This window comes from Lentzea sp. (assembly GCF_035525475.1).
Lineage (GTDB): Bacteria > Actinomycetota > Actinomycetes > Mycobacteriales > Pseudonocardiaceae > Lentzea.
On sequence record NZ_DATLEC010000023.1, the window covers coordinates 1 to 21,611 of the forward strand.

A 21,611-nucleotide genomic window follows, 5' to 3' on the forward strand; every position below is an offset into this window, starting at 1 on the left:
GACGAGGGCCGTGAGGCGCGCCTGTGGTGATCACCTTCAGGACGACGCCACCGTGCTCTGCTTCGACTGGCATGGGTTCGGCCGCACCGAACGCCATGCGGACACCGGTGCCGACACCGAGTCCGCCTCGCCCGCCTCGCGACCGAGTGGTCCATCTGCTCAAACGGGTGAACACCGCGGTGCGGACCAGCACGTGACGCGGGAGTGAGACCTTCCGACGCTCGCCGTGCGGGTCTGGATGAGGCTCGCCATCGTTCCGGGCGACGTCATCGGGTGATCTGAGAAAGCGGGAGACGGGGGCGGCGTGGCGGCCAATGCCTCTGGTGCCCCCGGCAGGGCTACGCGCAGACGGTCCCAGCCACCTGCGGGGGTCCGGGGGCTCGGCCCCGGAAAATGCCCGAAGGCGACCCGGTTCGCGCTTTCCGCGAACACGAATCGCCTTCGACTTCGGTGCCCCCGGCAGGATTCGAACCTGCGCTCCCGCCTCCGGAGGGCGGTGCTCTATCCCCTGAGCTACGGGGGCCGTAGCTACGTGGAAGATCCTAGCGCATCCGCGCCACGCAACCGCACACCCACCCCTGGAACGGCATTCGTGCTGGCAGCGGAGCTTTGTCCCCCGTGAGAGCTACCGGAGACTGTCCACTGCGCGGTGATGATCGAGGTCTGCGGAATCCATAGCGTTTGCGGTGTCCAGGAAACACCACAGCCCCGCTGGGAGACCCCGATGTTCCGCCACCTCAAGACGTCCGCCGTGATCGCCCTGTTCGCCACCGTCGCCTCCGGCGGGGCCGCGATGGCCGGCCAAAGTTCGCCCGACACCACGGTCAACGTCGGCGGCAAGTCGGTCCACGTCTCCTGCTCCGGTGTGCAGCAGAAGCACAGGCCGGTCGTCGTCCTGATGGCGGGCCTCGGGGACGGGACGGACCGGATCGCGGGGTTGCAGGAGGCGTTGGGCAAGGAGAACCGGGTGTGCTCCTACGACCGCCTCGGTGAGGGGCGCAGCGACCAGCCCGACGGGCCCCAGACCATGGACAGCACCGGCGTGGTGCTGACCAGGGTGATCAGGGAGGTGTCCGGCGGCAGGCCTGTCGTGCTGGCCGGTCACTCGCTGGGCGGGCTGATCGCCGCTCGCTACGCGCCGAAGCACCGGGACCTGGTCAAGGGGGTCGTGCTGATGGACGCCACCTCGCCGACGATGAGCGCCGATCTCCAGCGGGCGATTCCCGAGAGCGCCACCGGGTTCGGGGCCGAGTTGCGGGCTCAGTCGCTGGCCGTGTTCCGCGGGGAGAACCCGGAGCGGCTCGTGATCGGGGACGGGCCGGTGCGGTCCGCGGGGGACGTTCCCGTCGAGGTCGTCCAGCACGGGCAGCCCTACCTCGCGGAGGTGCCGGAGTACGGGGCCGCCCTGGAGCAGGCGTGGGGGCAGGGGCAGCGTGCGTGGCTCGGGTTGTCCTGCCGTGCGGCGCTGCGCACTGCTGCCGGTAGCGGCCACTACATCTACCTCGACGAGCCCCAGGTCGCCGTGCAGGCGGTGCGGCGGGTGGTTGCCCAGGCGTCACGCAGGTAGTCCAGGGCGTGGCCTCCGTCACGAGAACGGCTGATCGGGAATACATCGGATTGCACTCATGCGCATGTCGCTATATGTTCCGAAGCATGGGTCACGGCCATGGACACGGATCGGCGTCGGCGAGCGGGCGGCACGCCGGCAAGTTGTGGGTCGCGTTCGGCATCGGCGCGGTCTTCATGGTGGTCGAGTTCGTAGTCGGGTTCGCTACGTCGTCGCTCGCGTTGATCTCGGACGCGGCGCACATGCTCACCGACGTGCTGGGCGTGGGGATGGCTCTCGCCGCGATCTTCATCGCGACAAGGGCCAAGGCCGGGAAGAACCGCACGTTCGGCTTCTACCGGGCCGAGGTGCTCGCCGCGCTGGCCAACGCGGTGCTGTTGTTCGGTGTGGCGGGGTACGTCATCTACGAGGCCGTGGGCCGGTTCCAGGACCCGCCCGGCGTGGCGGGGTGGCCCGTGCTGATCGCGGCGGGGCTGGGACTCGCGGCCAACCTCGTCAGCTTCAGCGTCCTCAGGGAGGGCGCGAAGGACAGCATCAACGTCCGGGGCGCCTACCTCGAGGTGCTGGCCGACCTCATCGGGTCCGTCGGCGTGCTCGTCTCGGCTCTGGTGACCATCACGACGGGCTGGAAGTACGCCGACCCGATCATGGGTGTGCTGATCGGCATCTGGGTGCTGCCGCGGACGTACGGCCTGGCGAAGAACGCGCTGCACATCCTGTTCCAGCACGCGCCGGAGCGGTTGGACGTCACCGAGATGCAGAAGAGCCTGACCCAGATCCCCGGTGTCACCGAGGCGCACGACCTGCACGTGTGGACGCTCACCAGCGGCATGGAGGTGGCTTCCGCTCACCTCACGACCGCCGGCGACGCCGACCACGAGGGCGTGCTCAAGGCCGCGCAGGCGTTGCTGGCGACCAAGTACCACATCGAGCACGCCACCCTGCAGGTCGAGGGCGGCTCGTCAGCGCAGCGGTGCCGGGAGCTTTCCTGGTGATGCGGGGAGGTCCCGGAGGTCGTCCTTCGTGGACGGGGTCCCTGTTCGTGACGGAACGGCCTCGGGGCGAGGGTGGGGAACCGCTACCCAGACACGGCCTCGTTCGAACGGCACCACAACAGCCTCCCCGTCACCGCAGCATGAACCGCCAAGATCTCATCGGAGTATGTCCGACGGGGATAGATCCTTTCAGGTGAATGAGAAAAGCCGCGCTCCGTGACGGAACGCGGCTTCTCAGATCATGCGGGTGTGGCTAGAGCCCCGAGCACTGTCCTGCCTTCGGGCCCTTCACGTCGTTCGCGAAGCCGTTGTTGACCGGCGCCGGGTCGTTGCCGGTGCAGGACAACGGGCCGCCGACCGCGGAGAACGCCACGACCGACCTGGTCCTGTTCGACGTCAGCGACACCGGGCCGCCGACCGCGGTGTTCTCCACCGCGACCTCCGAAGAGGCGCCGTGCACCGTCACCGGGCCGTTCACCCGAGTGCCCACGAGCACCACGGACGCCGCGTCCGCCGCCGACAGCGGGCCCTTGATCTCGCCGCCGAAGACGTACAGCGTGGCGCCGCGTGCGACGGTCACCGGACCGCTGATCGTCGCACCGTCCACATAGGTCACGCCCTTGACCTGCAGCGGGCCGTTGACCGTGCCCGTCACCGTGGTGGTGGGGGCCGGCAGCGGCTTCGACAGCAGCTCGAACTCCGCGAGCGCGACGTCGCCGGAGAACTCCAGGCGGTAGAAGTTGTAGCGGCCCGGCGAGGCGATCTTGAACGACCGCGTGTACTGCTGCCACTGGAAGTTCTCGCCGGAGCGCTTGTCGACGGTCGCCCACGTCTTGCCGTCGTAGGAGCCCTTCAGCTCCCACGCCGAGGGCGAGGTGCCCGTGCGGGCGTTCGTCAGCGGGTAGAACTCCGCCTTCTCCTTGGCGTCCGCCGCCTTGAAGTCGAACGACTTCACCACCGCGGAGGTCGACGAGTCGTTGTCGACCAGCGCGGCGTCGGCGACACCGGCCGAGACGTCGCGCAGCGGCGTCGGGACCGCGTCGCCCTTGGTGATCGACTCCGGCACGTCGTCGGCGCCGGTGCCCCACTTCGACGGCTTCGGGCCCATGTCGAAGTCGATCGTGCCACCGGCCGCGAGCACGTCGTGCGGCAGCGACGTCTTGTTCCACGCCTTGCCGTTGACCTTCACGCCCTGCACGTAGATGTTCTTCGCGCTGTTCTTGGGCGCGTTGACGACGAGCTTCTTGCCGTTCTCCAGCTTGACGGTCGCCTTGGTGAACAGCGGTGAGCCGATCGCGTAGGCCGGCTTGCCCATCTGCAGCGGGTAGAAGCCCAGCGCCGAGAACAGGTACCACGCGGACATCTCGCCGTTGTCCTCGTCACCGGCGTAGCCCTGGCCCTGCTCGGAGCCCACGTACAGGCGCGACAGGATCTCGCGCACCTTCTCCTGGGTGCCGGAGGGCTTGCCCGCGTAGTTGTACATGTAGGCGATGTGGTGCGACGGCTGGTTGGAGTGGCCGTACTGGCCCATCCGCACGTCCCGCGCCTCGACCATCTCGTGGATCACGCCGCCGTAGCCGCCGGGGAACTTCGCGGTCTCCGGCAGGGTGAAGAACGAGTCGAGCTTCTGGGCGAGCTTGTCCCGTCCGCCGTACAGGTTCGCGAGACCCTGCCCGTCGTGCGGCACCGTGAACGCCATGTTCCAGCCGTTGGTCTCGGTGTAGTCGTAACGCCATTCCTGCGGGTTGTACTTCGCCGGGTCCTCGACGCGCCACGAGCCGTCGATGTTGCGTCCCTGGAAGAAGTCGATCCGCTTGTCGAACGTCAGCACGTAGTTCTGGGCGCGGTTGAGGTAGTACTCGTACTCCTCGGCGTACCGCTTCTCGCCCGTCTTCTCGTGCAGCGCCTTCGCCATCGACGCGATGCCGAAGTCGTTGAGGTAACCCTCGATCGCCCACGACCAGGCCTCGTCGAACTGGTCGTTGGCGGTGTAGCCGAGGAAGATCGACCGGTCCATGCCCTTGCGGCCGACCGCGCTGTTCGGCGGCACCACCGCGGCGTTCTTCACCGCGGCGTCGTAGGCGGCCTTGATGTCGAAGTTGCTGACACCCTTCAGGTACGCGTCCGCGAACGCCACGTCGGAGCTCGTGCCGGTCATCAGGTCCGCGTAGCCGGGCGAGGACCACCGCGAGATCCAGCCGCCGTCCTTGTACTGCTGGACGAAGCCCTCCGCCATCTCGCCCGCCTGGGACGGGGTGAAGAAGCTGTAGGCGGGCCAGGTCGTGCGGTAGGTGTCCCAGAACCCGTTGTTGACGTAGATCTTGCCGTCGACGATCTTCGCGCCGGTCTGCGTCGGCGTGTTCTGGCCGGTCGCGGGCGACACGGGGGACGCGTACTTCTCCTTGCCGCCGACCTTCTCGAAGCCGGAGTTCGGGTACAGGTAGAGCCGGTACATGTTGGAGTACATGGTGATCAGCTGGTCCTCGGACGCGCCCTCGACCGAGATGATGCCGAGCACCTCGTCCCACGCCGCCTGCGCGCGGTCGCGCACCGAGTCGAACGTGTCGGAGGCGCTGACCTCCTGCTCCAGGTTCGACTTCGCCTGGTCGACCGAGATGAACGAGGTGGCGAGCCGCAGCTGGACGGTCTTGTCCGCGAACGAGAAGTAGCCACCGACGTTGTCGCGGCCGGCACCGGTGAGCTTGCCGCTCGCGGTCACCGGCTTGTCGACCTTGCCGTAGACGAACATGCGCGTCGTGCCTGCCGACCCGGCCCGCACGTCGGAGTAGCCGCTGACGACACCATTGGCCGCGTCCAGCGTCAGGCCGCCGGCGTTGCTCACGTTGTCGAACACGACGTTCTTCTGCGCCTCGTCGTTGAACGTGAACCGGAACACCGCCGCGTGGTCCGTCGGCGCGATCTCGGTCTTGATGCCGTTCTCGAACGTCACGCCGTAGTAGTGCGCCTTCGCGACCTCGTTGTCGTGCTTGAACGGCAACGCCCGCAGCGCGCGGTCCTGGGTGGGCGCCTTGTCGGACGGCATCACCTGGAACGTCTGCCGGTCACCCATCCACGGGCTCGGCTCGTGCGACGCCGTGAAGGCCTGCAGCGTCGGCAGGTTGTCGTCGTTGTTGCGCTGCTGGTACTCGTAGAGCCAGCTGGTGGAACCCGCGTTCGTCATCGGGGTCCAGAAGTTGAAGCCGTGCGGCACCGCGGTCGCCGGGAAGTTGTTGCCCCGCGAGAACGAGCCGTTCGAGTTCGTGCCACGCGTGGTCAGCACGTAGTCCGACGGCTTGGCGTACTGCTTGGTGACGACGTCGCCGATCCGGACGTCGTCGAGCCAGCCACCGAACTCCGTCGGCCCCTTCGGACCGTCGTAGGCGACCAGGACCCGCTTGATCGTCTTGCCGGCCGCGACGGCGCCGATCGTGGACGCCACCTTGTTCCACTGGTTGGTGTAGAGGAACTTGCCCGCGCCCTGACCCTGCGGTGACACCACCGCTCCGTGCTGGTCGACGGCCTTGAGGTCGCTCAGGTACGTGCCGTCGGAGAACGCCAGGTCGACCGACGCGTACGTGCTCGGGTAGTCGAGGTTGTCGGTGACGAAGTTCGGGAAGATCATGTACGACAGCTCGGTCGACGACTTGACCGGGATGTCGGCGTCGAAGACCTTGTTGTAGCTGTAGCCGCGGCCCTCGGCGGTGTGCCTGCCCTGGTAGCGGAACGCCCGCACACCGGTCCAGCCGACGCGCGCCTTCGCCGCGTAGCCGCCCGTGGGGCCGTTGCCGACGACGCTGCGCATGTTCGCCGGCGCCGGCGCGTTGCTGCCGTCGGAGAGCTGCACCTCCGCGAGCTGGATGATGTTCGGCGAGCCGTTGTTGCGGGTGATGTCGATCTTGTAGAACGGGTAGGCGCCGGGGTTCGCCACGTCGAACACCAGCGTCTGGAAAGGCTCGGCGGTGAACGACACGTCGGTGCGGGTGTCGAGCACGGTCCAGTCGGTGCCGTTGGCGGAACCCTGGAGCGTCCAGTCCTTCGGGTTGCGCTCGGGCGCGTCGTTGGCGGACGTGAGGGCGTACTTCCTGACCGCCTGCTCCCCGCCGAACTGGAACGACGCCCATCCGGTGTTCGCGAACACCAGCCACTTCGTGGTGATGGTGCCGTCGACGAGGTTCTCCTTCACCTCGTTCGAGTCCGCGTTCTCACCGTTGGCCTTGACCGCCAGCACCTTGTCGGAGACGTTGCCGGGGATGCCGGAGCCGTCGGACCCGACCACGCCGGAGGACTTCGGGTTGCCGGCCGCGTCGGTCTCGACGGTGTTCGACCACGACGGTTGCGGTTGACCGTCCTCAAAGGACGACGAAAAGCCCACGCCTTGCTCCTCTGGTGCGGCGGCCGCGTAGCCGTTGGTGACGCCGCACACCAGTGTCGCAGTGATCGCGACGCTCAACAGAGTTCTGGTCCGTCTCTTCCCCAGTTGCCTCATCGCAACCCTTCCGCCGCCAAGCCTGCCCCTTTTGGGAGGGAGCGTTTCTGCACGTGACATCGTTGTCAAGGGACAGGACGGGAATTGTCGCGCAACCTGTCCTTTCAACAGTTGCGCGCTGACCCGGTCGATCAAGATCTAGACTTGGCAGGTGACCGACCGCAAGCCGCCAGAGGTGGGCACACCAGCGGGCATGCGCGTGCTGAACCAACGCGCTGTGCTGGACCGGTTGCGCCGTCTGGGTGCCGCCACCCGCCCTCAGGTCGCCAAGGACACCGGCTTGTCCAAGCCGACGGTCGGACAGGCTCTGGCCGACCTCGAACGCCACGGCCTGGTGCGCCCGACGGGCCGCACGACCACGGGTCCCGGCCGGTCGGCGGTGGTCTACGAGCCGAACCCGGCCGCCGGCCACGTGCTGGGCGTCGACATCGGGCGTGAGCGGATCCGCGTCGCCCTGGCCGACCTGGGCGGTGCCGTGGTGGCCCGCGTGGACGAGCGCAACCGCTGCCGGTCGGCCGTCACCCTCGTGCGCACGGTGACGGACCTGGCGTCGCGCACCGTGGCGGACGCGGGGATCGCGCTGACCGACGTCGTGGTGAAGGTGATCGGCAGCCCCGGCGTGATCGACCAGCGGTCACGGGTCGTGCGGCACGCGCCGAACCTGCCGGGCTGGGAGTCCGCCGGCGTGCTCGACGGGCTGGAGTCGTCGCTCGGGCCGGTGGTGGTCGTGGAGAACGACGCGAACCTGGCCGCGCTCGGGGAGCACGTGTACGGCGCGGCCAGGGACGTCCGCGTGTTCGTGTGCGCGACGGTCGGCACCGGCGTCGGCATGGGCATCGTGGTGGACGGCAAGCTGTTCCGCGGCGCGCACGGGGCCGCGGGCGAGGTCGGCTTCCTGCCGTTCGGCAGGTCCGGTTCGGACGTCCACCGTGGACAGTTCGAGGAGGCGGCAGCGGCGGAATCCGTTGTGGCGCTGGCACGGGAGCACGGACTGGCGGCGCGCTCGGCTCGTGACGTCTTCCGTCTCGCGCGTGCGGGCGATGCGGCGGCGGTCGAGGTCGTGGAGCTGGAAGCGGAACGGCTCGCGTTCCTCGTCGCCTCGGTCGCCGCGGTGATCGACCCCGGGCTCGTCGTGCTGGGCGGGGGGATCGGGTCGAACGTCGACCTGCTGCTCGAACCGCTGGAGACCGCGCTGCGCACGATGACCCCGCTGGCGCCCCGCGTCGTGGCGGGCTCGCTCGGCGACGGCGCGGTGCTCTCCGGAGCCATCGCGATGGGCTTGGAGGCGGCCCGTGAATTGGTCTTCGAAGTTACTCTCTGAAGGTAGTCAAGTGATCTCTGCCTGGTAGTTCACTCAATTGTCGTAACTGTTAACAGTGTTTTGTGGCTTAGCGTTACCACACCTCCTCCTGGAGGGTTGTGTCCTTCCGTTGCAAGGGGAGTCGGTAGAGGGGTGCGGGGGACGTAGCCCTCTACCGGCCACATGCACTGGGCAGGTGCCGCGCACGCACACCATCAGCCTGCCCAGTGCAGCAACGCAAGCGGCGCTAGCGCGGAGTGGGGCGGTGGACGTTGGTCGCCGCCGACGCGCGGTGGGCCGAGTCCGCGATCCAGGGACCGGGAGTGGACGAGTCGACGACGCCGTCCTCCAGCCAGGTGAAGCCGCCGTCCAGGACCTGCTTGGCCAGCAGCTGGTCGCTGTCGTCGGTGTTCTTCCAGAGCTTGTCGAACAGCTCGTCGACCCGGATGCGCGCCTGCTTGGCGAACGCGTCGGCCAGCAGTCGGGAGTTCGGGTTGTCGTCCTGCGCGGCCCGCACGCACGCGGCGCTGATCGCGAACAGCTCGGCGCCGATGTCCACGATCCGGCTCAGGAACCGCTGCTTGCGCTCCATCTTCCCCTGCCACCGCGACATCGCGTAGAACGTCTGCCGCGCCAGCTTGCGCGCTGACCGCTCGACGAACCGCAGGTGCCTGGCCAGCGGCCCGAACTCCGCGTAGCCGGCCGGGCTCTGGCCCTTGCCGACGACGAGGGTCGGGAACCACTTCGCGTAGAACCCGCCCGCCCTGGCCGCGGCCTTCACCTTGGCCTGGCGGTCGGCGTCGGGGTCGATGATGTCGCCGGCGACGCTGAGGTGGGCGTCGACGGCCTCGCGGGCGATCAGCAGGTGCATGATCTCGGTGGAGCCCTCGAAGATGCGGTTGATGCGGAGGTCGCGCAGGACCTGCTCGGCCGCGATGCCGCGTTCGCCGCGCGCCGCCTGGCTCTCCGCCGTCTCGTAGCCGCGCCCGCCGCGGATCTGGACCAGCTCGTCGGCGACCAGCCAGGCCTTCTCGCTCGCGTAGAGCTTGGCCAGCGCGGCCTCGATGCGGATGTCGTGGCTGCCGGCGTCCGCGAGCTCGGAGCTCAGGTCCAGCACGGCCTCCAGCGCGTAGGCGGTCGCCGCGATGTAGGCGATCTTGCCCGCGACGGCCTCGTGCCTGCCCACCGGCAGACCCCACTGGACGCGCGCGCCCGACCACTCGCGGGCGATCTTGAGGCACCACTTGGCGCTGCCCGCGCAGAGGGCGGGGAGGCTCAGGCGGCCGGTGTTCAGGGTCGCCAGGGCGATCTTGAGGCCGGCGCCCTCCCTGCCGATGACGTTCTTCTTCGGGACGCGGACGTCGTGGAACCTCGTCACGCCGTTCTCCAGGCCGCGCAGGCCCATGAACGCGTTGCGGTTCTCGACCGTGATGCCCTCGGCGCCCGCCTCCACGACGAACGCGGTGATGCCCCGGTCCGGGACCTGCGCCATGACCACCAGCAGGTCGGCCACCACCCCGTTGGTGGTCCAGAGCTTCACGCCGTTGAGCACGTAGTCGTCGCCGTCGGGGACGGCGGTGGTGCCGAGGCGGGCGGGGTCCGAGCCGACGTCCGGCTCGGTCAGGAGGAACGCGGTGATCTCACCCTTGGCGCAGCGGGGGAGGAACTCCTTCTTCTGCTCCTCGTTGCCGAACATCGCCACCGGCTGGGGGACGCCGATGGACTGGTGGGCGGAGAGCATCGCGCCGATGGCGGGGCTGGCGCTGCCGACCAGCATCAGGGCCTTGTTGTAGTAGACCTGGGTCAGGCCGATGCCGCCGTACTCGGGCTTGATCTTCATGCCGAACGCGCCGAGGTCCTTGAGGCCCTTCAGGACGTCGTCCGGGATCTGCGCGTCCCTCTCGATCGTCGCGTTGTCGATCCGGGACTCGGTGAACTCGCGCAGCTTCGCGAGGAACTCCTCGCCGCGCCGGTGGTCCTCCGCGCTGCCCGTGGGGTGGGGGTGGATGAGGTCGAGGCGGAAGTGACCGAGGAAGAGCTCCTTGCCGAAGCTCGGTCGCTGCCACCGTGTTTCCCGTGCCTGTTCGGCGACCTGCCGGGCCGCGCGCTCGTCGACGGTCATGGTTACCTCCGAGTAGGGGTGTGACCCACGTTACTCAGGGGTAGGCGGATGTCCACCGGTTCGCGGCGCAGGAAGCGAAAGGGCCGCCCCCACGTGGGGACGGCCCTCGGCGTCGGGCGGACACCGGCTACGGCAGCGGGGCGGCTCCGCGCTTCGCCAGGTAGTCCTTCATCAGCTCTGTCTCGGAGGCCTGCGACTTCAGCATGTTCTGGGCCAGCGTTCGCACGAACGCCTGGCCCGCCCGCGTCGAGGCGTACTCGGCCATCGGCGCACCGCCCATGTGGTGGCGGAGCATCAGCTGCAGGAAGTAGACGTCGAAGTCACGGCCCTGCGGCATCGTGCGGAGCTTGGTGAGCTCGTCGGTCACGGCCATGCCGGGCATCAGGGGCTTGCCGGCCTCGGGGGTCGTGGCGCCGTGGCCGTGGAGGCCCGAGTCGTTCATCCAGGACATGTAGATGCCCGAGACGTTCTGCTCGTGCTCGTTCCACATCATCAGCCAGCCCTTCATGCGGCCGACCTGCTCCAGCTGGGTGGAGGCGATGTCGAACGCGAGCTGGCGGACCTCGGCGTCGGTCGAGCGGTCCCTGGCGAGGTTGGCCATCTGGATGCCCTGCAGGTGGTGCTGGGACATGTCCTGGCAGAAGCCCACGTCCACCGGACCGGAGGCCGGAACGGCGGACGACGAGGTCGAACCGGGGAGCTTGACCAGCAGGCCCACCGCCGCGCCGAGCAGGAGCACCGCCAGCACGGCGGCGCCGATGACGAGGACGCGGGCGACCCCGGAGGGCCGCCCGGTCTCGTCGGAAGGAGACGACATCAGCTCGACGGGGGCGTCGAGACCGAGCCCGACGACGGCGGCGTGCTGGTGTTCGGCTGGCCCTCGGTCACGGAGTCGTCCTTGCCGCCGTCCATCGGCACGGCGTCGGCGCCCGGCTTCTCGGCCACGAACGGCGCCGGGTTCGACAGGAACTGCGCGTTCTCGCAGGACGCGCCGACCTCGGGGTAGGAGTTCGGGTTGCGCAGCAGCGAGGAGATGAACTGGTCGACGCGCTCGTCGTCGGCGTTGTCGACCTTCAGCTGGTGGCCCCAGGACTGCAGGGAGACCGGCTTGTCGAGGCCGGGGAACGGCGACAGCATCATGTACGGGATGCCCTCGACCTTGGCCTTGAGCTTCGCGAGAGCGTCGTCCTTGACCTGGTCGGGGTTGTAGGCGATCCAGACCGCGCCGTGCTCCAGGCCGTGGACCATGTTCTCGGTGCGGACGGCCTTGTCGTAGACGACGCCGGTGCAGTCGGCCCACTGGGCGTCGTGCGGGCCGCCGAACGCGGGGGTCTGGTCGTAGGCGACGCGCTGGGTCGGCTCGACGTGGCGGGAGCCCTTGTACTCCTTGATCACGATACCCGCGAGCTGTGTCGACGGGTCCTTGTTCGTGTCGGAGGGCTTCCACTTGGCCAGGGCGGCCTCTTTGACGTTGTTCGCGTGGATCTGCGAGTACGCATACCCGAAAACGCCGCCCGCTAGGCCGAGCACTGCGATCACCGCGATGATCGTGCCCCACGGCTTCGGCTTGCTCGCCACCACCGAGGAACGGGCTGCGGCCACGCTGTTGCGTGTGGCCTTCGTCTTCTTGCCGCTGGTCATGTCCGCCTCAGATGTCGTCCTGGTCAACCGGCGCCAGTGTAGGGACATCGTGTCTGGTCGCTGTCAGCGCAGGGCGATACCACGTGCGCGTTAACACTTGCCGTCTCACCCTCCGAGACCCGGCAACCCGGTCGAGACCTGCGACAACGCTTCTCTAAACTCATGCGTCGTGACCCCTGAAGCGCTCGCCGATCTCGTCCGGACCACGGTTGCGCGGTTGCTCGCCGACCGTCGTCTGGACACCGCCGCTCTCCCCGAGCAGGTGACGGTCGAGCGACCCAGGAACCCCGAGCACGGCGACTACGCCACGACCGTCGCGCTCCAGCTCGCCAAGAAGGTCGGCGTCCAGCCCCGCGAGTTCGCCACGTGGCTCGCCGAGGCCCTGCTGACCGAGGACGCCATCGCGAAGGCCGACGTCGCGGGACCGGGCTTCCTGAACCTCACCATCGCCACCGAGGCCCAGGGAGCGATCGTTCGCGCGGCCCTGGAGGACGGCTACGGCACCGGCTCCGAGCTGGCAGGGAAGCGGATCAACCTGGAGTTCGTCTCCGCGAACCCGACCGGCCCGATCCACCTCGGTGGCGCCCGCTGGGCGGCGGTCGGCGACGCGCTCGGCAGGGTCCTGCGTGCCCGTGGCGCCGAGGTCACCCGCGAGTACTACTTCAACGACGCGGGCGCGCAGATCGACAGGTTCGTCCGGTCCCTCATCGCCGCCGCGAAGGGCGAGCCCGCCCCCGAGGACGGCTACTCGGGCACGTACGTGAGCGACATCGCCGCCGAGGTGCTGCGCCGCGAGCCGGGAGCGCTGAGCGACCCCGAGACCGTGCGCAGGGTCGGCGTCGGCCTGATGTTCGACGAGATCAAGCGGACCCTGCACGACTTCGGCACCGACTTCGACGTCTACTTCCACGAGGACTCGCTGCACCGGAGCGGCCGCGTGGACGAGGCCGTCGCGAAGCTCAAGGCCAACGGCTCGCTGTACCCCAAGGACGGCGCCTGGTGGCTGCGGTCCACCGACTTCGGCGACGACAAGGACCGCGTCGTCATCAAGAGCGACGGCGACCCCGCCTACATCGCGGGCGACATCGCCTACCTCGTCGACAAGCGCGGCCGCGGCTTCGACCTGTGCATCTACATGCTCGGGGCGGACCACCACGGCTACGTCGCGAGGCTCAAGGCCGCGGCGGCCGCGCTGGGCGACGACCCGGCCGTCGTCGAGGTGCTGATCGGCCAGCTCGTCAACCTCGTGAGCGACGGCCAGCCGGTGCGGATGAGCAAACGCGCGGGCACCGTCATCACGATGGAGGACCTGGTCGACGCGGTCGGCGTGGACGCCGCCCGGTTCGCGATGATCCGCTCGTCGGTCGACTCCAGCCTCGACATCGACCTCGACCTGCTGCGCAAGCACAACAGCGAGAACCCCGTCTACTACGTGCAGTACGCGCACGCGCGCACGTCGTCGATCCAGCGCAACGCCGCGGACTTCGGCATGACGCCCGGTGAGGACTACGCGCTGCTCACCCACGAGCGCGAAGGCGACCTCATCCGCACCATCGGTGAGTTCCCGCGAGTGGTGGCCACCGCCGCCGAGCTGCGGGAACCGCACCGCGTCGCCCGCTACCTAGAGGAGCTGGCGGGCACGTACCACCGCTTTCAGGACAACAAGGAGTGCCGCGTGCTCCCACGCGGCGACGAGGAGACGACTCCGTTGCACCAGGTCAGGCTTCAGCTCGTCAACGCCACCAGGCGCGTCTTCGCCGCGGGCCTCGGCCTGCTCGGCGTGACCGCCCCGGAGCGCATGTGATGCGCGCGCACCCGGCCGGACCCCGGCACGCCGACGTCGTGGTCCCCGGCACCACCGCCGGCGACCGCCCCTCCACCGCGGAGCAGCTCGACCACCTCCACTCGAACGTGTGGCCGCGCAACGCTTCCCGGAACGCCTCCGGTGTCGTGGAACTGGCCGGTGTGGACGTTCGCGCGCTGGCAGAGCAGTACGGCACCCCGCTGTTCGTCATGGACGAGCAGGACTTCCGCGCGCGCTGCCGCGAGCACGCCGAGGCGTTCGGCGACCCGACGCTCGTGCACTACGCGTCCAAGGCCTTCCTGAGCGTGCAGGTGGCGAAGTGGGTGGCCGAGGAAGGCCTCTCGATCGACGTCTGCAGCGGCGGCGAGCTGGCGATCGCGCTGCGGGCGGACTTCCCCGCCGAGCGGATCGCGTTGCACGGCAATAACAAGAGCGTCCCCGAACTGATCGCGGCCGTCGAGGCCGGCGTGGGTGGGATCGTCGTCGACTCGTTCCACGAGATCGTCCGGCTCGACCAGATCGCGCGCGAACGCGGTGTGGTGCAGCAGGTGCTGATCCGCGTGACGGTCGGCGTCGAGGCGCACACGCACGAGTTCATCGCGACCGCGCACGAGGACCAGAAGTTCGGCTTCTCGCTGTCCTCCGGCGACGCCGCGGAAGCCGTGCGCCGCGTGGTCAAGGCGACCGGGCTCGAGCTCGTCGGCCTGCACAGCCACATCGGCTCGCAGATCTTCGACGCGTCCGGCTTCGAGGTCGCGGCCCGCCGCGTGATCGGCCTCCTCGCGGACATCCGCGAGGAGCACGGCGAGGTGCCGTCGCTGAACGTCGTCGACCTCGGCGGCGGTCTCGGCATCGCGTACTCGCCGGACGACGACCCGCCCCCGCCCGCCGAGCTGGCGCGGCAGCTGCACAACATCGTGCAGAAGGAGTGCGAGCACAACGGCCTGCGCATGCCTCGCATCGCGGTCGAGCCCGGCCGCGCGATCGTCGGCCCCGGCACGGTCACCGTGTACGAGGTCGGCACCATCAAGGACATCGAGCTGGACGGCGGCGCGCGCCGCCGTTACGTCAGCGTCGACGGCGGCATGAGCGACAACATCCGCACGGCGCTCTACGACGCCGTCTACGACTGCAAGCTCGTCTCGCGGGCCGCCGAGCCGGAGTCGCGGGCCGTGCTGTGCCGCGTCGTCGGCAAGCACTGCGAGTCCGGCGACATCGTGGTGCGCGACTGCTGGCTCCCGGACGACCTCGCGCCGGGCGACCTGGTGGCGGTCGCTGCGACCGGGGCCTACTGCTACTCGATGGCGAGCGGGTACAACCGACTTCCGAGGCCCGCGCTCGCCGCGGTGACCGACGGAGAGGCGCGGCTCCTGCTGCGTCGCGAGACCGAGGACGATCTGTTCCGTCTGGAGGTATAGGCAGTGTCAGTCAAAGAGACGGGCCCCGTGGAGCCCATTCGCGTCGCGTTGCTCGGGTGCGGCACGGTGGGCACGGAGGTAGTCCGGCTGCTGACGGACCAGGCCGAGGACCTCACCCAGCGCATCGGCGCGCCGGTTGAGCTCGCGGGCATCGCCGTGCGCAGGCCGAACAAGCACCGCGAGGTGCCGGAACACCTGTTGACCACGGACGCCGAGGCGCTCGTGAAGTCCGGCGACGTCGACGTGATCGTCGAGGTCATCGGCGGCATCGACCCCGCGCGCGGTCTGCTGCTCGAAGGGCTGCGCAACGGCAAGTCCGTCGTGACGGCCAACAAGGCGCTGCTCGCCGAGCACGGTCCCGACCTCTTCGAGGCCGCGGACGCGTCCGGCGCCGACCTGTACTTCGAGGCCGCCGTCGCCGGCGCGATCCCGTTGCTGCGCCCGCTGCGGGAGTCCCTCGCGGGCGACCGGATCACGCGCGTCATGGGCATCGTGAACGGCACGACGAACTTCATCCTGTCCGCGATGGACGCCACGGGCGCCGGCTACGCCGAGACGCTCGAGGAGGCCTCGCGCCTGGGGTACGCCGAGGCCGACCCGACCGCGGACGTCGACGGGTTCGACGCCGCGTCGAAGGCCGCGATCCTCGCCTCCCTCGCGTTCCACACGCGCGTGACGGCGTCGGACGTGTACCGCGAGGGCATCCGCGCGGTGTCCGCGGCGGACATCGCGGCGGCGAAGGGCCTGGGCCGCACGGTGAAGCTGCTCGCGATCTGCGAGCGCGTCGTCAGCCCGTCCGGCCAGGAGTCAGTCGCCGTTCGAGTCCACCCGGCCATGATCCCCCGGACGCATCCGCTGGCGAGCGTCAACGGTGCGTTCAACGCGGTGTTCGTCGAGGCAGACGCGGCGGGGGAGATGATGTTCTACGGGCAGGGCGCCGGTGGCGCCCCCACGGCGAGCGCGGTGCTCGGCGACCTGGTCGCCGTGGCGCGCAACAAGGTCGCGGGCGGACGTGGTCCGCGCGAGTCGGCCTACGCCGCGCTTCCCGCGCAGCCCATGGGCTACACGCCCACCCGCTACCACATCAGCCTCGACGTGGCGGACAAGGCCGGTGTCCTCTCGCAGGTCGCCGCGGTGTTCGCCGAGCACGACGTGAGCATCGCCGCCGTGCGCCAGGAAGGCCGGGTCGAGGACGCCAGCCTGGTGATCGTCACGCACGCGGCGACCGACGCCGCGCTGCGGTCCACTGTGGACAAGATCGGTGGCCTCCCCGTGGTGCGGGACGTCGTCAGCGTCATGAGGGTGGAGGGCGAAGAGTGAGCGCATCTGGAGCAGGCTGGCCCGGTCTCATCAACGCTTACCGGGACCGCATCGAGATCCCGGAGGGCGCCGAGGTCGTGACGCTGCACGAGGGCGGCACGCCGCTGGTGCACGCGAAGCGCCTCTCGGCCGCCACCGGATCCGACGTCTGGGTCAAGGTCGAGGGCGCGAACCCGACCGGCTCGTTCAAGGACCGCGGCATGACCGTGGCGATGACGTACGCGCTCGCGTCCGGTCTCAAGGCGGTCATCTGCGCCTCCACCGGCAACACGTCGGCCTCCGCCGCGGCCTACGCGGCCAAGGCGGGCCTGACGGCGGCCGTGCTGGTGCCCAGCGGCAAGATCGCGATGGGCAAGCTCGCGCAGGCCGTCATGCACGGCGCGAAGATCCTGCAGATCGACGGCAACTTCGACGACTGCCTGGAACTCGCCTCGAAGACCGCCGCCGAGTACCCGGTCACGCTGGTGAACTCGGTCAACCCGGTGCGGCTCGTCGGCCAGCAGACCGCCGCGTGGGAGGTCTGCGACGTGCTCGGGCAGGCGCCGGACGTGCACTGCCTGCCGGTCGGCAACGCGGGCAACATCACCGCGTACTGGAAGGGCTACACGTCGTACGACCAGGGCCTGCCCCGCATGTTCGGGTTCCAGGCCGCGGGCGCCGCGCCGCTCGTCAGCGGTGAGCCGGTGCCGAACCCGGAGACCATCGCGACCGCGATCCGGATCGGGTCGCCCGCGTCGTGGAGGGGCGCCGTCACCGCGCGCGACTCCTCCGGCGGCCTGATCGACGCCGTCACCGACGAGCAGATCCTGGCCGCGTACCGGCTGCTGGCGTCGTCCGAGGGCATCTTCGTGGAGCCCGCGTCGGCCGCGTCCATCGCCGGTCTGCTGATGACCGCCGAGGACGGCAGGCTGCCCAAGGGCTCGACGGTCGTCTGCACGGTCACCGGTCACGGTTTGAAGGACCCCGACACCGCGTTGCTCGGCACGACCGAGGTCGAGCCGGTCCCGGTCGACCCCGGCGCCGTCGCCCACGCGCTGGAGCTGGCGTGAGGTTCCTCGTCTCCGTCCCCGCGTCGACCGCGAACCTCGGTTCGGGGTTCGACGCGCTGGGCATGGCCCTCGGGATGTACGACGACGTCGAGGTGGCCTCCGCCGACCGGGGCCACCTCTCGATCACCGTCGACGGTGCCGGAGCCGGCGACGTCCCGCTCGACGAGACCCATCTCGTCGTGCGGGCCGTCCGCGCCGCCGGTTACGCGGGCGGACTGGCGCTGAGGTGCCGCAACACCATTCCGCACGCACGAGGGCTGGGCTCGTCGGCCGCCGCGATCGTGGCGGGTGTCGCAGCGGGATTCACCCTGACGGGTCGCGAGTGGGACACGGACGCGTTGCAAATCGCCGCCGAGTTCGAAGGTCACGCGGACAACGTCGCCGCTTCCCTCTTCGGCGGCGTGGTCGTCGCGTGGTCCGAAGGGGAGCGCTACCGGTCTGTCCGGATGGACGCCGACGCACGCGTGCGACCGGTCGTGCTGATCCCGTCGCAGGAGTCGTCCACCAAGACGACGCGCGGCCTGCTTCCGGCCGAGGTACCGCACGCCGACGCCGCGCACGCCGCGGGACGGGCCGCCCTGGCCGTGCACGCGCTGACGTCCGATCCGTCCGTTCTCCTTGCCGCTACTGAGGACCGCCTCCACCAGGACTACCGCGAGCCCGCGTGGCCCGACACCGTCCGGGTGATCAACGATCTCCGCAAGCTCGGGGTTCCCGCCTGCGTGTCCGGAGCGGGACCCACCGTGATCGCGTTCGGCGATCTTCCTCCCGAGGTCGACGTGCACGGCTTCGACGTGCGGAGACTCGACGTCGACAAGGCCGGCGTGCGTGTTCGGCCATTGGACTGACACGCCCGACCCCGGTTGTTGCATGGTGGAGGAGCGGCGTCTACCCTCGGGGGCGATCAGTCACCGCGCGCACGGGCGCCGGTGTCGCGCCCGGACATTCGTTCCGGGTCGCAATCCTTTTGTGCTCCGGCTCTGTGCCGTGCGGGCGGGGCGGACGCAAAAGAGGCACCCGATCGCCGTGTGACCTGACAAAAGTCCCGTGCTTGCCGGAAGCGGTGTGTGCTTCCGTCTTCATCGGACTGACCGCCGTTCCCCAGTTGAAGCGGGAAGGCGGGTCCGCTGGGCCGCGTAGGAGGCGGGGCCTGGTCAGGAAGGACATGTGTGAGCAACACCGATTTGCTGAGCAGCGACGTCGCAGCTGCATCTGGTTCTGGAGCCGAGGAGAACGCTCTGTCCACCCCTTCGAACGGCACGACGCCGCGCCGACGCGCGGGTCTGTCCGGCATGGTCCTCGCTGAGCTCCGTGAGCTCGCCGGCACGCTGGGCATCACCGGAACCGCAGGCCTGCGCAAGGGCGACCTGATCGCGGCCATCAAGGAGAAGCAGGGCTCCGGCGCCCCCGCGAAAGCGGAGAAGCCCGCGAAGGCCGAGAAGGCCGCCGCGAAGGCCGAGGCCCCTGCCGAGCCCCCTGTGGCGAAAGTGGTCGAGAAGACTGCCGAAAAGCCTGTTCAGCAGCAGCTCGACGTAGCGGAGAAGCCCGCTGCCGCTGCTCCCGCCGACACCGGCTCCGCTGGTGAGGAGGGCGGCCGCCGGGGCAACCGCCGCCGCCGTTCCGGCCGTGGTGGCGGCAACGCCGAGGCGGGCGAGGCCCAGCAGCCCGAGCAGCGCACCGAACAGCGTCCCGAGCAGCGGTCCGAGCGGCCTGAGCGGGGCGAACGCCCCGAGCGCGCCGAACGTCCTGACCGCGGTGAGCGTCCTGACCGCGGTGAGCGTGCTGACCGCGGTGAGCGTTCCGAGCGCGGTGAGCGTTCCGACCGGGGCGACCGTTCCGACCGGGGCGAGCGCTCCGACCGGGGTGACCGTTCCGACCGGGGTGAGCGGGGCGGCCGTGACCGCAACCGCGATCGCGGCGAGCGCTCCGACCGCGGTGACCGCAACGACCGCCAGGGCGGCAACCAGCAGGGCGACGAGGACGGAGACGGCCGTCGCGGCCGCTTCCGCGACCGCCGCCGCCGCGGTGGCCGCAACGAGGGCATCGAGCGCCAGGACCGCGAGACCGAGGTGCGCGACGACGACGTCCTGCTCCCCGTCGCGGGCATCCTGGACGTGCTGGAGAACTACGCGTTCGTCCGCACGTCCGGCTACCTGGCGGGCTCGAACGACGTCTACGTGTCGTTGTCGCTGGTCCGCAAGTACGGCCTGCGCCGCGGTGACGCCATCACCGGCGCCGTCCGCCAGCCGCGCGAGGGCGAGCAGCAGCGCCAGAAGTTCAACCCGCTGGTCCGCGTCGACAAGATCAACGGCCTGGACCCGGACGAGGCGCGCAACCGCCCGGACTTCACGAAGCTGACGCCGCTCTACCCGAACGAGCGTCTGCGCCTCGAGACCGAGCCGCACATCCTCACCACCCGCGTCATCGACCTGGTGATGCCGATCGGCAAGGGCCAGCGCGCCCTGGTCGTGTCGCCACCCAAGGCCGGCAAGACCTCGGTTCTGCAGTCGATCGCCAACGCGATCACGAAGAACAACCCCGAGTGCCACCTGATGGTCGTGCTCGTGGACGAGCGTCCGGAAGAGGTCACCGACATGCAGCGCTCGGTGAAGGGCGAGGTCATCGCCTCGACCTTCGACCGGCCGCCGTCGGACCACACGACCATCTCCGAGCTGGCCATCGAGCGGGCGAAGCGCCTGGTCGAGATGGGCCACGACGTGGTGGTCCTGCTGGACTCGATCACCCGCCTGGGCCGCGCCTACAACCTGGCAGCCCCGGCCTCCGGCCGAATCCTGTCCGGTGGTGTCGACTCGACGGCGCTGTACCCGCCGAAGCGCTTCCTGGGCGCCGCCCGCAACATCGAGGGCGGCGGCTCGCTGACCGTCATCGCGACGGCGCTGGTGGAGACCGGTTCTGCCGGCGACTCGGTGATCTTCGAGGAGTTCAAGGGCACCGGCAACGCCGAGCTCAAGCTCGACCGCAAGATCGCCGACAAGCGGACCTTCCCGGCCGTGGACGTCGACAGCTCCGGCACCCGCAAGGAAGAGCTGCTGCTCTCGCCGGACGAGATGGCGGTCACGCACAAGCTCCGCCGCGTGCTCCACGCCCTGGACGGTCAGCAGGCCATCGACCTGCTGCTCGACCGCCTCCGCAAGTCCCGCACCAACATCGAGTTCCTGATGCAGGTGGCGAAGACGACGCCCGGCGCCGAGCAGGACTGACCGCCCGCGTGAGTTTCACGTGAAATCGCCCCCGCTGCAGGTCAGCGGGGGCTTTTTCGTGCCTGTTCACTCGGATGCCGAGGCCAGCCGCAACGCTGGGAAGCCCAGGGCCGATGACCGCCGCGAACCGGTGCAGCCAATCGCTATCGACGCGAAGCGGCGATGACCACCGCAGCGTCGTCCGGGTCTGCACGACCACGCTGGAACCGCAACCAGTCGGACTCAACGGCAGTCGGACTCAACGGCAGTCGGACTCAACGGCAGTCGGACTCAGCGACAGTCGGAAGCCGACCGCTTCTCATCCGTCTGCACCAGGCACCGAAAAACCAGCCCAAGCAGCACCGGCACCCCCACCACGGCCGTGACCAGCGCAGGAACCTCCGCCGCGCCCACAACCACCCCAAACCCGAGCACCACGGCGAGGTAGGGCCACCGCAGCCAAACACGCTGCCAGGACCGCGTCCACCGAACCCCGTCGGACATGGCGGCCGCCACCGCCACGCCGGCACCGGACACCACCGGGGACAGGCCCACGGTGGTCCAGGAAGCGGTGATCAGCCCTGCCGACCCCATCAGGCCGAACACGGCTGCGGCGAACAGGAACGGCACCGAGAGCCACATCGCGAGGCTCATCGGGCGTTCGGCGGCGCAGAACACGGCACATAGTCTGATGGACGGCCACCAACAA

The 21,611-nt window shown here is 69.6% G+C and carries 14 protein-coding genes and 1 tRNA gene; 9 read left to right on the forward strand and 6 right to left on the reverse strand.

Annotated features, from left to right (window positions below; translation table 11 throughout):
• Positions 1-451: 451 nt before the first annotated feature.
• Positions 452-523, reverse strand: a tRNA-Arg gene (locus VM306_RS02460).
• Positions 524-724: 201 nt separating this feature from the next.
• On the opposite strand from VM306_RS02460, the gene VM306_RS02465 reads away from it, so the two are divergent.
• On the forward strand, positions 725-1,567 hold the full coding sequence (locus VM306_RS02465) for an alpha/beta fold hydrolase (RefSeq protein ID WP_325510548.1): 843 nt from the start codon (positions 725-727) through the stop codon (positions 1,565-1,567).
• An 86-nt stretch (positions 1,568-1,653) separates the two neighbouring features.
• Complete coding sequence (locus VM306_RS02470; protein ID WP_325510549.1) at positions 1,654-2,562, forward strand: cation diffusion facilitator family transporter; 909 nt, start codon at positions 1,654-1,656, stop codon at positions 2,560-2,562.
• A 253-nt stretch (positions 2,563-2,815) separates the two neighbouring features.
• On the opposite strand, the gene VM306_RS02475 is transcribed toward VM306_RS02470, so the two are convergent.
• The gene (locus VM306_RS02475) at positions 2,816-7,048 is read right to left on the reverse strand and encodes a GH92 family glycosyl hydrolase (RefSeq protein WP_325510550.1); all 4,233 of its coding nucleotides are present in this window, start codon (positions 7,046-7,048) and stop codon (positions 2,816-2,818) included.
• Between the two features lie 193 nt (positions 7,049-7,241).
• On the opposite strand from VM306_RS02475, the gene VM306_RS02480 reads away from it, so the two are divergent.
• Positions 7,242-8,369, forward strand: a complete 1,128-nt coding sequence (locus VM306_RS02480) for an ROK family transcriptional regulator (protein WP_414672321.1) — start codon at positions 7,242-7,244, stop codon at positions 8,367-8,369.
• A gap of 226 nt (positions 8,370-8,595) precedes the next feature.
• Here VM306_RS02480 and VM306_RS02485 read toward each other — a convergent pair whose 3' ends face one another.
• From VM306_RS02485 to VM306_RS02495, 3 genes are all read right to left on the reverse strand, one after another.
• The gene (locus tag VM306_RS02485) at positions 8,596-10,470 is read right to left on the reverse strand and encodes an acyl-CoA dehydrogenase family protein (RefSeq protein WP_325510552.1); all 1,875 of its coding nucleotides are present in this window, start codon (positions 10,468-10,470) and stop codon (positions 8,596-8,598) included.
• Between the two features lie 127 nt (positions 10,471-10,597).
• Positions 10,598-11,287: a DUF305 domain-containing protein gene (locus VM306_RS02490; protein WP_325510553.1), complete on the reverse strand. Its 690-nt coding sequence runs from the start codon at positions 11,285-11,287 to the stop codon at positions 10,598-10,600.
• Positions 11,287-12,111 (reverse strand): DUF3105 domain-containing protein, encoded by an 825-nt coding sequence (locus VM306_RS02495; RefSeq protein WP_325510623.1) that lies wholly within the window; start codon positions 12,109-12,111, stop codon positions 11,287-11,289. Before VM306_RS02495 ends, VM306_RS02490 begins: the two co-directional genes overlap by 1 nt.
• A gap of 169 nt (positions 12,112-12,280) precedes the next feature.
• On the opposite strand from VM306_RS02495, the gene argS reads away from it, so the two are divergent.
• The 6 genes from argS to rho all read left to right on the forward strand — a co-directional run bounded on the left by argS (position 12,281) and on the right by rho (position 20,923).
• Positions 12,281-13,915 (forward strand): arginine--tRNA ligase, encoded by a 1,635-nt coding sequence (argS, locus tag VM306_RS02500; protein WP_325510554.1) that lies wholly within the window; start codon positions 12,281-12,283, stop codon positions 13,913-13,915.
• Entirely contained in the window at positions 13,915-15,333 is a 1,419-nt protein-coding gene (gene lysA, locus VM306_RS02505; protein WP_325510555.1) for a diaminopimelate decarboxylase, read from the forward strand. Before argS ends, lysA begins: the two co-directional genes overlap by 1 nt.
• Positions 15,334-15,360: 27 nt before the next feature.
• Positions 15,361-16,653: a homoserine dehydrogenase gene (locus VM306_RS02510; protein WP_325510556.1), complete on the forward strand. Its 1,293-nt coding sequence runs from the start codon at positions 15,361-15,363 to the stop codon at positions 16,651-16,653.
• Positions 16,650-17,702 (forward strand): threonine synthase, encoded by a 1,053-nt coding sequence (thrC, locus tag VM306_RS02515; RefSeq protein ID WP_325510557.1) that lies wholly within the window; start codon positions 16,650-16,652, stop codon positions 17,700-17,702. The genes VM306_RS02510 and thrC overlap by 4 nt, the downstream gene beginning before the upstream one ends.
• Positions 17,699-18,550: a homoserine kinase gene (thrB, locus tag VM306_RS02520; protein WP_325510558.1), complete on the forward strand. Its 852-nt coding sequence runs from the start codon at positions 17,699-17,701 to the stop codon at positions 18,548-18,550. Before thrC ends, thrB begins: the two co-directional genes overlap by 4 nt.
• Before the next feature lie 321 nt (positions 18,551-18,871).
• Positions 18,872-20,923: a transcription termination factor Rho gene (gene rho, locus VM306_RS02525; RefSeq protein ID WP_325510559.1), complete on the forward strand. Its 2,052-nt coding sequence runs from the start codon at positions 18,872-18,874 to the stop codon at positions 20,921-20,923.
• Positions 20,924-21,193: 270 nt separating this feature from the next.
• On the opposite strand, the gene VM306_RS02530 is transcribed toward rho, so the two are convergent.
• The gene (locus tag VM306_RS02530) at positions 21,194-21,580 is read right to left on the reverse strand and encodes a hypothetical protein (protein ID WP_325510560.1); all 387 of its coding nucleotides are present in this window, start codon (positions 21,578-21,580) and stop codon (positions 21,194-21,196) included.
• Between the last annotated feature and the right edge of the window lie 31 nt (positions 21,581-21,611).